General features: G+C 57.4%; 10 protein-coding genes and 1 pseudogene. 3 read left to right on the forward strand and 8 right to left on the reverse strand.

Translation table 11 applies throughout. The features are described 5' to 3' along the window. The first annotated feature begins 53 nt into the window (after nt 1–53). A pseudogene (gene fahA / locus VI25_RS07800) lies at nt 54–1,336 on the forward strand (fumarylacetoacetase). Nucleotides 1,337–1,458: 122 nt separating this feature from the next. Here fahA and cobC read toward each other — a convergent pair. After that, complete coding sequence (gene cobC, locus VI25_RS07805) at nt 1,459–2,037, reverse strand: alpha-ribazole phosphatase family protein (RefSeq protein ID WP_045688083.1); 579 nt, start codon at nt 2,035–2,037, stop codon at nt 1,459–1,461. A 361-nt stretch (nt 2,038–2,398) separates the two neighbouring features. Here cobC and VI25_RS07810 point away from each other — a divergent pair, with 361 nt between their 5' ends. Both VI25_RS07810 and VI25_RS07815 read left to right on the forward strand, forming a co-directional pair. Further along, nucleotides 2,399–3,553 (forward strand): zinc-dependent alcohol dehydrogenase, encoded by a 1,155-nt coding sequence (locus tag VI25_RS07810; RefSeq protein ID WP_045688084.1) that lies wholly within the window; start codon nt 2,399–2,401, stop codon nt 3,551–3,553. A 12-nt stretch (nt 3,554–3,565) separates the two neighbouring features. Further along, nucleotides 3,566–4,096 (forward strand): hypothetical protein, encoded by a 531-nt coding sequence (locus tag VI25_RS07815; RefSeq protein WP_045688085.1) that lies wholly within the window; start codon nt 3,566–3,568, stop codon nt 4,094–4,096. A 117-nt stretch (nt 4,097–4,213) separates the two neighbouring features. Here the strand turns inward: VI25_RS07815 and acs are convergent, their stop codons facing one another. The 7 genes from acs to VI25_RS07845 form a co-directional block, all read right to left on the reverse strand. Next, on the reverse strand, nt 4,214–6,127 hold the full coding sequence (acs, locus tag VI25_RS07820; protein ID WP_055562414.1) for an acetate--CoA ligase: 1,914 nt from the start codon (nt 6,125–6,127) through the stop codon (nt 4,214–4,216). Between the two features lie 52 nt (nt 6,128–6,179). Then, the gene (locus VI25_RS07825) at nt 6,180–6,560 is read right to left on the reverse strand and encodes a response regulator transcription factor (protein ID WP_045688086.1); all 381 of its coding nucleotides are present in this window, start codon (nt 6,558–6,560) and stop codon (nt 6,180–6,182) included. 82 nt (nt 6,561–6,642) lie between these two features. Then, nucleotides 6,643–8,211: a sensor histidine kinase gene (locus tag VI25_RS26650; RefSeq protein WP_236704955.1), complete on the reverse strand. Its 1,569-nt coding sequence runs from the start codon at nt 8,209–8,211 to the stop codon at nt 6,643–6,645. Then, nucleotides 8,148–9,302 (reverse strand): hypothetical protein, encoded by a 1,155-nt coding sequence (locus VI25_RS26655; protein ID WP_236704956.1) that lies wholly within the window; start codon nt 9,300–9,302, stop codon nt 8,148–8,150. The genes VI25_RS26650 and VI25_RS26655 overlap by 64 nt, the downstream gene beginning before the upstream one ends. A gap of 165 nt (nt 9,303–9,467) precedes the next feature. Continuing rightward, on the reverse strand, nt 9,468–9,692 hold the full coding sequence (locus VI25_RS07835; protein ID WP_045688087.1) for a hypothetical protein: 225 nt from the start codon (nt 9,690–9,692) through the stop codon (nt 9,468–9,470). Nucleotides 9,693–9,829: 137 nt separating this feature from the next. Beyond that, a complete protein-coding gene (locus VI25_RS07840; RefSeq protein ID WP_045688104.1) occupies nt 9,830–11,284 on the reverse strand; it encodes an MFS transporter in 1,455 nt (484 codons plus the stop codon). Between the two features lie 196 nt (nt 11,285–11,480). Beyond that, complete coding sequence (locus VI25_RS07845) at nt 11,481–12,953, reverse strand: hypothetical protein (RefSeq protein WP_236704958.1); 1,473 nt, start codon at nt 12,951–12,953, stop codon at nt 11,481–11,483. Between the last annotated feature and the right edge of the window lie 102 nt (nt 12,954–13,055).

A 13,055-nucleotide genomic window follows, 5' to 3' on the forward strand; every position in this document is an offset into this window, starting at 1 on the left:
AACATGTAGCAGACTGGCCTACCTTTGCCTCTTCTTCCACCACCCTACTCCTTATGGCTAACCCGAACGACCCGAGCCTGCATTCTTGGATTGACATTGCTCCTACCAGCGACTTCCCGATTCAGAATCTCCCCTTCGGGGTCTTCGAGACGGAACTGCGCGGGCCTCGCTTGGGAGTAGCCATTGGCGACTACGTGCTGGATTTGTACGCCGTAGCTCAGTTCGGCTTTTTCGAGGATTTGGAGCTGGGGCCGAAGATGCCCAAAATTTTTCGGCGCCGCTCCCTCAACCAATTTATTGCCTTGGGGCGCCCAGCCTGGCGTGCCGTGCGCCAGCGCGTATCGGAACTGCTGCGCCACGATAACGGCGCTTTGCGCTCCGATGAGGTAATGCGCGAGTGCCTCCTCCGCCAAAGCGAGGTGCGAATGCTACGCCCCGTGAAGCCGCACAACTACACCGATTTCTACAGCAGCATTGAGCATGCTACCAACGTAGGCATGATGTTCCGGGACCCTGCCAACGCGCTGCTACCCAACTGGCGGCATATTCCCATCGGGTACCACGGCCGCGCAAGCAGCATCGTGGTCAGTGGCACCCCTGTTCAGCGGCCCAATGGGCAGCGCAAAGCACCCGATGCTGCTGCACCCACCTTCGGTCCTTCTCAACAGCTCGACTTTGAGCTGGAAATGGCTTTTGTGGTAGGACGCGGTACCCAGCTAGGCGACACAGTGCCAGTGCAAAATGCCGAGGACTACATCTTCGGACTAGTCTTATTCAATGACTGGAGTGCCCGCGACATTCAGAGCTGGGAGTATGTACCGCTGGGTCCGTTTTTGGGCAAGAGCTTTGGCAGCAGCGTATCGCCGTGGGTGGTAACGCTAGATGCCTTGGAGCCTTCCGGGTGGCAGGACCAGTACAGGAGCCGGAGCCCCTACTCTACCTCCGCCAGCTCGATAAGCACAACTTTGATATTACCTTGGAGGTAGCCATTCAGCCCGAAGCGGGCGCGGAAACTACCGTGTCGCGCTCCAACTTTGGGTTGATGTACTGGAGCATGGCTCAGCAATTGGCTCACCAAGCTTCCAACGGCTGCAACTTGGAGGTAGGCGACCTGTACGCCTCTGGTACCATCTCTGGCGCCACTCCCGATTCATTAGGCTCTATGCTGGAGCTGGCTTGGCGCGGTACCCGCCCACTCCCGCTGGAGGACGGCACCGAACGCACTTTCCTACTGGATGGCGATACTGTAACCATGCGCGGCTTCTGCGAGAAGGACGGAATACGCATCGGGTTTGGGGAAGTAACCGGTAAAGTACTACCCGCAACTCAGCTCTAGCAGCTACGACCAATAAACGGCTTAGGCCGAGCAGGGCAATTCGACTAGTAGGGCGTAGCAGCCTCTCTAGCTAAATTGCCCTGCTCGGCCTTACTTTTTCTCAACAAGTAGCAGGCGCCTGTTTATCCGTTGATATAGGCTACTTGCAGTTGGCCTTGCTGATACCGGACCTTGGTGATGGAGCCATAGTCAACGTCGAAGCGGAAGGCTTGGGACAGAGGCAGGCCGAGGCAGTAGCAAATAAGGCTGCGAATAACAGCGGAATGGCTCACGATTAATAAGGGCACCTGGGGCGCAGCCGAGGCCAGCACGTCCGTCAGAAACTCGGTGGCGCGGTCTTGGAGGCCCTGGAAGGTTTCGCCATCGGGAGCGGGTAGGTTCACAAAGTCAGCCTTCCATTGCTCCCGCTCGGGGGCGGGCACTGCGGCCCAAGGCAGCAACTCCCAGCGGCCAAAGTTGTACTCCATCAACCGGCTGTCTAGGCGTACAGACTGCGGCGCCAAAGCTTCGGCGAGTTGCTGACACCGGCGCAATGGGCTGGCGTGCACGGCCACCGGGCCTGCATCTAGCACCGACGCCAACCGAGCCCGCACCGAGGCGGCGTCCTCCGGGTAAGTAGCCGCCACTGCCACATCCGAACGGCCATAGCAGATACCGGGCGCGGTGGCTACGGGGGTATGCCGAATCAGATAAATATCCATGCGAGTAATGGTAAAAGAAGCGTAGCACTTTGGCGTAGCCGAATGCTAGGCGGTGGGCAGTTGCCCAACAAAGGTAGGGCTGATTCCGGGGCATTTGCGTAATCAGGCTTCTACCCTTGTTTCGGCGGGTTCCACGTGTTTGCAAGAATGGTCCTTCCTTTTGCGCATGCTTACTACGTATTTACTACTAGCAACCCAGTGCAAATACGTATTTCCGGTGCAAAAATCTGGTTTTAGCAACCTTGACTAAGAAGGGTCGGTACTATTTTATGCTGATGTATTGCATTTCCATGAAGCGCATCCTGCCCTGGCAGGAATACATCCTGCTCACACATCCACCCGAACTTTAATACTAGGTACTATGCTAGCAATGGATTACCGAGGCCCCAAGCGGGTCCGAGCCGTTCAAAAACCAATGCCCGAAATCAAGCATCCACAAGATGCCATTGTTCGGGTGTTGCGCACCTGCATTTGCGGTTCCGACCTGCACCTGTACAATGGCAATGTGCCCGATACCCGCGTGGGCTCCACTTTCGGCCATGAGTTTGTGGGTGAAGTTGTTGAAGTTGGCTCGGAGGTAACAAAGGTAAAAACTGGCGACCGAGTGCTGGTACCGTTTAATATTGCCTGCGGCGAGTGTCACTTCTGCCGTCAGGGCATGTTTGGCAACTGCCACGAGTCGAACACGGAGGCCACGGCCGTAGGAGCTATTTTCGGCTACTCACACACCGCTGGCGGGTTCGATGGTGGGCAGGCCGAATATGCTCGCGTGCCGTATGCCAACGTGGGCCCTACCATTATTCCAGCCGACATGGACTTGGATGATGCAGTGCTGCTGACCGACGTGGTACCCACTGGGTATCAAGCCGCCGAAATGGCTGGTATTCAGAAGGGTGACACCGTAGTAGTATTTGGGGCCGGCCCCATTGGGATTATGGCTGCTCGTTGTGCCTGGCTGTTTGGCGCTGGCCGTGTTATCATCATCGACCAGGAAGATTACCGCTTGGAGTTTGCGCGCAACTACTCGTACTGCGAGGCATACAACTTTAAGGAGATGAACGACCCGGTGGTGTTCATCAAGAAGATAACGGACTGGATTGGTGCTGACTGCGTAATTGACGCCGTTGGAGCGGAAGCCGCTGGTAATACCATGCAGACCATTACGGGGCGCAAACTACTGCTACAGGCAGGTTCGGCTACGGCACTGCACTGGGCTATTAACTCCGTAAAGAAAGGTGGCGTTGTGTCGATTGTAGGCGTATATGGTCCTACCGACAACCTTGTACCCATTGGCAACGTGCTGAACAAGGGCCTTACCATCCGGGCCAACCAGTCTTCGGTGAAGCGCTTGCTCCCGCGCCTGATTGACCACGTGCAGAACGGCGTACTCAACCCCAAAGGCTTGATTACCCACCGCCTGCCCCTAGAGGAAGTAGCCGATGGCTACCGTATGTTCTCCGCCAAGCTGGACAACTGCATTAAAACCGTGTTGCTTCCTCCCACCGCTAACCAGTAACACCGCCCAACCATGGAAAACACAACAATCGACCCCACGCAGATTAAAGGTTGGGGTATAGATGCTGACCCCAAGAACGACCCGACCTACCCCATGCGGGACCGGATGAACGTAGGGGAAGACCCCGATAACAAGCACCGCCCCGATTCCTTGCAGCCCGTTGATACGGAAGTACTGCGCTCCATTGAGCGGCCCAACGTATCTGCCGTGTTCGGCACGCCAGCTCCCCCCCGCGGAGTAAGCGGACTGATTCGCCGGGCGGCGTTTAAGTACAGCGAGAACCGCTACCGCCACTGGCTGCCCCTAGTACTAGCCGACCGCGTAAGTGTGGTAGAAGGCATAGTAGATGACTTAGCCCACGGCAAATTGCCCAATATCTGGGCCGAAAAAGGGTATGACGTAGAGTGGAAGTATAACCGCACAGCCTTCATCACCAAGATGGCCGTAATTGGGTTGGCAACTGCGGGCGTTGTAGCCCTGCTCAGCTCGGGTGGTAAGAAAAAGAAGAAGCACGTAAAGAAAGATTACCTGAGCCGGTTCTAGTTCGAGTTTTCTTAACTGCGCGTAAGCAGAGAAGAAGGTAAGCATCGCCTCATCTTCCCTCCAAAAAGCACAACGGCCCCCAGCTACTAGCTGGGCGTTGTCTTTTTGGAGGCTGCGCTATTTACGGCCACTAATAATTTCATCTACCACCAATGGGTCGAGTAGCGTCGTCGTGTCGCCCAGGTTGGTAGTGTCTCCCTCCGCTACTTTGCGCAGGATGCGGCGCATGATTTTGCCAGAACGTGTTTTGGGGAGGCCCGATACCAATTGAATCTTATCGGGCTTGGCAATACGCCCTATTTCAGCCACAATGGTTTCGATAATGCTGGCCTCTATCCGCTGGCGCTCCACTTCCGCCTCGGGCACGCCTTCAGGGCAAATCACGTAGGCATAGATGCCCTGGCCCTTCACATCGTGCGGGAACCCCACCACGGCTGATTCTACCACGTGGCTGTTCTGGTTGATGGCGTTTTCAATTTCCGCCGTGCCGAAGCGGTGGCCCGATACGTTAATCACATCATCAACGCGCCCAATAATGCGGTAGAGCCCGTTTTCGTCGCGGCGGGCACCGTCGCCGGTGAAGTAGTAGCCGGGGTAGGGCGCAAAGTACGTTTGGCGGGCGCGCTCATGGTCGCCGTAAGTTGTGCGAATAATGCCCGGCCAGCTCTGCTTAATGGCCAGATACCCTTCCTGGTCGTTGCCTTCGATTTCGGAGCCATCTTGATTGAGCAGGACGGGTAGTACCCCTGGCAGTGGCAAGCCAGCACGAGCGGGCACCGAGGGGGTAATACCCGCCAGCGCCGAAATCATGACCCCACCGGTTTCCGTCTGCCACCACGTATCGACAATGGGGCAGCGCTCCTTGCCGATGTGCGTGTAGTACCAGTGCCACGCTTCCTCATTGATGGGCTCTCCCACCGACCCCAGCACCCGCAAAGAGTCGAGGGAGTAGGCCAGCACGTGGTTAATATCGTGGGCCATGAGGCTGCGAATAGCCGTGGGGGCGGTGTAGAACACCGTAACTGAGTGCTTATCAATCACCTCCCAAAACCGGCCGGGGCTGGGGTAGGTGGGCACGCCCTCAAACATAAGCGAAGTAGCGCCCGCCAGCAACGGCCCATAGAGCAGGTAGGTATGGCCCGTCACCCACCCAATATCGGCCGTACACCAATAAATGTCGTTTTCCTCGATTTGGAACACATTGCGGAAGGTGTAATCGGCCCACACCATGTAGCCAGCAGTGGTGTGCACTACCCCTTTGGGCTTGCCGGTGCTGCCAGAGGTATACAAAATGAAGAGCGGATCCTCGGCGCCCATTTCTTCGGCCGGGCAGGTTTTGGCCACGCCCTCGGCTTCTTCGTGGTACCACACGTCGCGGCCCTCCTGCATGTGCACGGGCCAGCCTAGGTGTTCGGTTACAATCACGCGGCGCACGCTGGGGCAGCTTTCCAAAGCCTCGTCTACCACGCGCTTTACTGGAATTTGCTTGGCCCCGCGGTTTAAGCCATCGGACGTGAGCACCACGGTTGCTTGGGCATCATTGACGCGGTCGGCAATAGCATTGGCCGAGAAGCCCGCGAAAATAACGGAATGAATGGCGCCAATGCGGGCGCAGGCCAGCACGGCAATAGCCAACTGCGGAATCATGGGCATATAGATGCACACCCGGTCGCCCTTCTCTACTCCGTTGTTGTGCAGCACATTCGCAAAGCGGCACACTTCCTGGTGCAGTTCGCGGTAGGTCAGGCGCAGGTGGCGGGTATGCGGGTCGTTGGGCTCGTACACAATGGCGAGCTTATTACCCCGAGTGCTGAGGTGGCGGTCCAGGCAGTTCTCCGTGATGTTGAGGCGGGCGCCCTGAAACCAATCATTATGGCCAGCAGCCATATCGGAGTTCATCACCGAGTCCCATTTGCGGCGCCACGTAAAGGGCTCCGCTACTTCCGCCCAAAATTGCTCGGGGGTTTCGGTGCTGCGGCGGTACGCCTCATGGTACTCTTCCAGGCTGCGGATGCGGGCATGTTCAGGCATGGGTGGTTAGTCGGTTAAGGGTTGTAGGTTGAGTTCGGGAGGCTTGGAAAAATTAAGCGGGGGTAGCCAGTAGCTCTTTCACCGTTAGCATCAGCTGGCGGGTACTGAAGGGCTTGGGCATGTACACGTCGGCCCCTACCTCATAGCCCTTCTGAATGTCGGCCTCCTTGCTTTTGGCCGAGAGGAAGATAACGCGGGCGCTGGCGCGGTCGGGACGCTGGCGCAGATGGCGGCACACCTGGTAGCCATCCACATCGGGCATCATTACATCCAGAAGCACTACGTCGAAAGCGGTGCGGTCTACGGCCTCCAGGGCCTCGGTACCGTTACGGGCAATGCTAACCTGGTAGCCGTTTTTGCGCATCAGAAATTCGAGCGACATAACTATGTTGGGCTCGTCATCGACAATGAGAATGTGGGGTGTCGTCGGCATGACGGTAAAGAGCTAAGCAGTTTTCGGAAAGGTGGGGAGTGTATGGCGGAAGAAACAGAGCGGAAGAAAATACTACAAGTGACTATGGGGAGGTTGTAGAGGTAGCAGCGCCTACCGGCAACTCAAATGAAAACCGCGCTCCTTGCTCCGGCGCGCTTTCCACCCAAATGCGGCCGGCATGCAGCTCCACGATTTTCTTGGTAATGGCTAGGCCAAGGCCGGAGCCTTCCGGCTTGCGCATAGTTTGGTTGCGGGCCTGAAAAAATTTGTCGAAGATGAGCTGGTGAAATTCCGGGTCAATGCCTTTGCCATTGTCCTGCACCGTGATGCGCAGCGTATCGGTGGCAGCCCCCACTACCACCGCAATGCGGCCCAACCCATCGGGGCGGCACGACTTGATGGCGTTACTCAGGAGGTTTACCAGCACCTGCATCAGTCGGTCCCGGTCGCCGGATAAGGGCGGCAAGCCGGGCGGCACCGCCACATCCAGGTAGATGTGCTTGTCGCGCAGGAGTTGCCCCACGGCGTCGAGGGCATCGGTAATGACGTCGGCCACGTCTACGGGGGCCTTTTCTAGGGTGGCCTTACCCGATTCGTACTTTTCCAAGTCCAGCACCAGCGTAATCAGTCGGCTAAGCCGTTCCGACTCCTTGGTGATGGTAACGAGAAACCGGTGGCGCTCTTCCTCCTCCATGTCGGGGTTGTCGGTTAGGATTTCGGAAAGAGCACGGATACTGGTGAGGGGAGTGCGCAATTCGTGGGTAACCGTATACAGAAATTCGTCTTTGTGCTGATCGAGCTCCTGTAGCTGGTCGTAAGCGGCTTGCAATTCGCCCGTGAGGCGCTGCAGTTGGCGCTGCTGCTTCTGTAGCTGGCGGTTGGCTTCCAACAGTTGTTGGCTTTCTTTTAGGATGCCTACCACGTTGTCGAAGCTGATGTCCTCCACTCCTACCGACGAGCGAAGGAGCAGCCGCGCCGAGGCTGGGCCGATAGAACCCGCCAGCAGCTTTTCGGCGTAGGCTAGCAGGCGCGGGTCGGCCTGGATAGGCGTAACACCTTCCGTGATGTGGGCATCGGGAAACCGCTCTTGAAAAGCATGCAGGGCCTGGTTTGCGCGCTTTTTGCCTAAGAAGCCGGTGAGCAAGGCTCGTAAATCTGGCAGCGGCGCGGCGCCCTGCCAACTGGCAGGCCCCTCAAACAAACTACCCGACCGAAATACGTCTACAAACACATCGGCCTGGTGTTCCTCCAAGGCAGAGGGTGCCCGCAGCAACGACACGCCCACGTACAGCCCCACGTTGAAAAACCAGCTCCAAAACAGGCCGTGCGAGAGGTAGTCGAGGCCTTCTAGTCCGAACAGCGCGAAGGGCCGCAGTTCGCTTCGCCCAAATAAGCCATCGGTAAGGACGGAGCTTGGCAGCAACTCGGGCCCTACCATAGTGGGCAGCACCAAAGTAAAAAACCACACCACAAAGCCCGCCAAGATGCCCGCCGTGGCGCCGCGCTGGGTGCCGCCCTTCCAGTAAAGCCCTCCCACTACCACTGGCACAAATTGAGCTACCGCCGCAAACGACACCAGCCCAATATTTACCAGGGGTAGCAGGTGACCAACCTCGGCGTAATAGCCATAGGCCAGTAGCAGCACCAGCACCACGCTAAGCGCCGACTATGCAGGGCTACTTGGCCTAGATATGCAAACCAGTTGGGCCCCTCGCCCCGGGCAGCCGGCACGCGCACCAGCAAGGGCATGAGCAAATGGTTGCTCATCATCACGCTGAGGGCAATGGTTTCGACGATAATCATGGACGAAGCAGCCGACAGTCCGCCGAGGTAGATCAGCAGGGCCAGCCACGGCTGCCCGGCCTGCAAGGGCAAGGCCAGCACAAACGTATCAGCATCAAAGTGCGCATCCCCATCAAGCAAGCGCCCCCCAAAAGCCAGGGGCAGCACAAACAGGTTGATGATGATGAGATAGAGCGGGAACAGCCACATGGCCTTGCGCAAGTGGTCCTCGTTCACGTTTTCTACTACCGACACCTGAAACTGCCGCGGCAACAGCAGAATTGCGGCCATACTGAGGATCAGCAGAGTAAACCATTGCCCCCCGCTGGTGCCGGCCCCCTGTAGCGTAAACAGTTGGCTTAACTGGGGCACCGCAGCGGCACGCTCAAACACGTCGGCGAAGCCATCAAATAAGCCATAGGTCACAAACAAGCCGGCCGCCAGAAAGGCCACCAGCTTCACCAGGCTTTCCAGGGCCACGGCCAGCACCATACCCTCATGGCGCTCAGTAGCTTCAATGGAGCGGACCCCAAAGATGATGGTAAAAAACGCCAGGGCTACTGTCGTCACGAAGGCCGACGACACGGCCACGCCACCGCTGGCCAACAAGGTTTCGCCGCCCCCCGTGAGGATGTCGAAGGAGGCGGCAATGGCCTTGATTTGCAGGGAGATGTAGGGAACCACGCCTAGCACGCACACGACCGTTACGAGGGCGCCAAGCCAAGCGCTTTTGCCGTAGCGAGCGGAAATAAAATCGGCAATGGACGTGAGGCGCTGCAACCGGCAGACACGAATAATCTTACGCAGTACCAGCCAGGCAGCCGGGGCCATAAGCGTAGGCCCCAGGTAGATACCAATGAACTCCAAACCAAAGTGGGCTGCCCGTCCTACCGAGCCGTAGTACGTCCAAGCGGTGCAGTATACTGCCATGCTCAGCGCGTACACGTACGGATTGCTCACTAGCTCCGCCGCGCTGCGGAGCGTCGCTCCGCAGCGTAAGCCACCGCGAACAGAAGCGCGAGGTAGCCGAAGGAAAAGCCAATGACAAGCAGGGTGTTCAACGCGTAAACAGGAATGAAGTGGGTTATAGATTAACTGGGCGAAGGCAGCTCCGTTGCTTTTTGGCTATTTATCATCGCCCCGCCGGACCAGCCAGCCCGTGAGCAACACCAGCAGCCCCCACGTGAGCAGCACGTACAAGTACAGCACCGGGATTCCGCCTACCCGGCCGTGGTGGTCAAAGACAGCCAGCAGGGGAAAGTTGAGCAGCACCGCAAACAGCACCGCCACAAACAGCAGTTGCTGGCCACGTCGTTGCTCTGGCCGCTCCTGAGGGGAGATGGGAGGCATAAGAAGGCGGTAAAAGCAGATGAATAAACTTCTAACGGGTTAGCCGGATCCGTGAAAAGCGAGGCACTGTTCGCACAAAATCCGCCGAACCAAGGGCCCGACGGATTTTGCAGTTACAGAACGCGTCGGGTAGTGCCTCAGTCCATGATGCGCACATTGCGCACGTCACGCATGTAGGCAATGCCAATAAAGAAGCAAATCAGCGCCACAATGGTTGGGTATGCCAGGCCGATGAGGCTGCTGTACTCTTTGGCAAACGTGCCTTCGGGCTGGGTTGTGGCCCATACCCCAATCCAAGTGGCTACCAGCGGCACAAAGCCCCCAAATACCCCGTTGCCGATGTGATAGGGAACGGATAGAGACGTGTAGCGAACTTTGGTTGGGAACATTTCTACCAAGTAAGCAGCAATAGGACCGTACACCATAGTCACGAAGAGCACTAAGCAAAACGTGAGGCCAATCATGGCGGGGATGTTAGGCGTCAGGGCCTTCATTACGGCAGGAACGGCTTTACCAGCAGCATCTACCGTAGCGGGCGTGATTTCCGTGAGGGGTCCAGCAAATGCTTTCAGACCGTGGAACAACGGGATGGTAAACAAGGCACCGCAAATCATACCCGTCATGATGATGCGCTTACGGCCAATGCGGTCGGAGAGGCCACCAAAGTAAACGAACAGGGGCGTAGCCAGCAGCATGGCAACCACCAGAATAGTGCTGGAGTCAACTAGGTCCATCTTCAAGGTATTATTCATGAATGAATAAGCTTGAAACTGGCTGGTGTAGAAGATTACACCCTGCCCCATGGTAGCACCGAACAGGGCAATAAGCACCAGGCGGCGGTTTACGGGGTTCATGAACGAGTCGCGCAGGGGGTTGGTGCTGGTAGTGCCCGTTGCCTTGGCCTTAGCAAACAGAGGCGACTCATGCAGCTTGCGGCGGATGTAGTACGAAGCAATTACCAACAGACCCGAGAGCAGGAACGGAATGCGCCAGCCCCACTCCTTGAAGGCTTCCTCGCCCATGATCTTGCGGGTCAGGACAATCACGGAAATACTCAGGATCAACCCGCCAGTAGCCGTAATTTGGATGTAGCTGGTGAAGTAGCCGCGTTTGCTATCGGGGGCGTGTTCGGCCACGTAGGTAGCGGCTCCGCCATACTCCCCCCCCAGCGCCAATCCTTGCAGCAGGCGAAGCACTACTACAATGAGCGGCGCCGCAATGCCAATACTATCGTAGCCGGGAATGAGGCCCGTTACGAAGGTAGCACCGCCCATGATGAGCAGCGTCACGAGGAAGGTGTACTTGCGGCCAATCATGTCGCCGAGGCGGCCAAAGAACAGCGCGCCAAACGGCCGCACCACAAACCCGGCCCCAAACACAGCCAGCGCACCCAAAAGGGAATCTTCCAGCTTACCCTGATGCCCAAATAGCACAGGACCAATAATGGTAGCCAGGGAGCCAAAGATGTAAAAGTCGTACCACTCAATTACGGTGCCCACCGAGGAGGCGGTAATCACCTGCCAAATCTTGCTGGTCGAAACGGTGTTGTTGTCGTGGGACACGGCGTCGTCGACCGACGGGGCGCCGCCCATGGGCGCGGCACCGGCGTAGGCGTCGCGCTGGGGTAGGTTCTGGTGCATGCGTGGTGGGATTTTGGTGTAGTGGAATAAAGGGGAACGAAAGGGAGCTATCGGGTTAGCAGGCTGGCAGTAGCGGTAGCTCCCTCTGAAGCTTACAAGAAAATCTGCGTTTGCAGCGTGATTTCGGGCTTGTAGTCCACGCTATTTACTACTCCGGTGGTGGCATTGAAGCAGAGTAGTCGGGGCGGGCACGGTAGTTCAGGGTTACTTTTGCATTGTGGCCGTCAATGAGCACGTTGACCCCGGCGTCATACACGTTTACCCCTTTTGTTTCGCCCCCGCTGGTATGCAGGCCCTCATAGCTGCTGTGCAGGTAGGCCACATAGGGCTGCAGGCGAGCCTTAGGTCCGAAAATCTTTTGTGGCAGCAGGAAACCGGCCTGCCCGTAGAAAGAGCCTCCCGTGCCCGACTGCGGTACGGCATTGCCGCGGGTGGCTGAGGTGCCGTAGCCAGGGTTTTCGGGGCCCACGAAGCGCACATGATTCGGGCCCATATTGTAGTTGTAGTATACTCCGTACAGCGTTAGGGCCGTGCGAGAAGCCGTATCGAGTGGCACGTCGTAGAACGCGTCTACGCCAAACATCTTCATGCTGTGCTTCTGGGTAGCAATACCCGCAAACTGGTCGGCGGTAGTGGGAAACGCACTAACCGACACCACGCTAGACGTAGGCCGCGAATACATAGCGTCCTTGTTGTAAAGGAAGCCGGCGCCTACTGCAAATACCCGCTTGGTACCCAAGTAGGTACCCGTATAGTACGGTAGCAGGTTGGCTTCGGGCTCCAAGAAGTTGTAGCTCACATAACCTTGGTACACGTGGCTAGTGTTCTGCGGATTATACGCTGCTATACCAGTGCCCGTGTTGATGGTGCTACTACCTGCGCCGCTATTTACGCCCAGGCTGAGCGGCGTGCTGGTCTGGTTGGTCAGGAATGCGTCGCTCACGGAAAAGCGGTAATCCAACTTACCTACACGGCCCTTCGCATACACCCCCAGCCAGCGCGCAAACTGGTCGCTCTGCTCAATGGTAGGGAAGTTGGTCAGCGGCAAGTCCATGGTTAGGATGCTGGTCGTACTAGCACTAGTGAGGCGCGAAATGCCATTGAAATAGTGCAAGCCCCCGCCTAAGCTCAGGTACTTGTTTACTTTATACTCCGTCACAGCCTCGTGAATGAAGAACTGTGGCTTCTTGCCGTCCGTGGTGGGCGCTACCCCCCCACTCACAGCATTCTGGTTGTTGATACCTAAGTGGGTATAAATCAGAAAGCGCGGATTTAGTTGGGCCAGCAAAACCATGCGCGAGCGGCGCAACCCAAAGTCAATCTGTCCTTTCTGCGGTTTATTGGGGGCCCGTAGCGTCCCCGTATTGTTTTCAGTGTAGCGCGTATATACCTGGTGCCAGGTCATGAAACGCAGATACTTGGAGCCATCGGGCGAGAGGTTCACCTTCATCCCCGCACCGTAGGGCGCCGACTTGGCGGGCGCAGGTGGAGCGGGTGGCGGAGCAGGTGCGGCAGGCGGCGGAGCAGGCTGTTGGCCAGCGGGTGGAGGTTGCACCTGGGCCGTAGCACCGGCTGCTGTCAGCAGCGCGCTCATTGCCAATGCATAGCGAGTTGTTCGCATAGAGTTTGGTGAGGGTTGGGTTGGGGTGGGTCGGGTCTGCTAGTTGGTACTGAAGAGTACCGAACTGCTGATCCCAAGTAGGAAAATCCCAACGCAGAAGCC

Origin of the sequence: Hymenobacter sp. AT01-02 (genome assembly GCF_000961955.2) — a bacterium.
GTDB classification, from domain to species: Bacteria; Bacteroidota; Bacteroidia; order Cytophagales; family Hymenobacteraceae; genus Hymenobacter; species Hymenobacter mucosus.

Coding starts and splice junctions, on each gene's coding strand:
- cobC (WP_045688083.1), bottom strand. CDS start 2,037: ATGGATATTTATCTGATTCGGCATACCCCCGTAGCCACCGCGCCCGGT.
- VI25_RS07810 (WP_045688084.1), top strand. CDS start 2,399: ATGCTAGCAATGGATTACCGAGGCCCCAAGCGGGTCCGAGCCGTTCAA.
- VI25_RS07815 (WP_045688085.1), top strand. CDS start 3,566: ATGGAAAACACAACAATCGACCCCACGCAGATTAAAGGTTGGGGTATA.
- acs (WP_055562414.1), bottom strand. CDS start 6,127: ATGCCTGAACATGCCCGCATCCGCAGCCTGGAAGAGTACCATGAGGCG.
- VI25_RS07825 (WP_045688086.1), bottom strand. CDS start 6,560: ATGCCGACGACACCCCACATTCTCATTGTCGATGACGAGCCCAACATA.
- VI25_RS07835 (WP_045688087.1), bottom strand. CDS start 9,692: ATGCCTCCCATCTCCCCTCAGGAGCGGCCAGAGCAACGACGTGGCCAG.
- VI25_RS07840 (WP_045688104.1), bottom strand. CDS start 11,284: ATGGGCGGCGCCCCGTCGGTCGACGACGCCGTGTCCCACGACAACAAC.
- VI25_RS07845 (WP_236704958.1), bottom strand. CDS start 12,953: ATGCGAACAACTCGCTATGCATTGGCAATGAGCGCGCTGCTGACAGCA.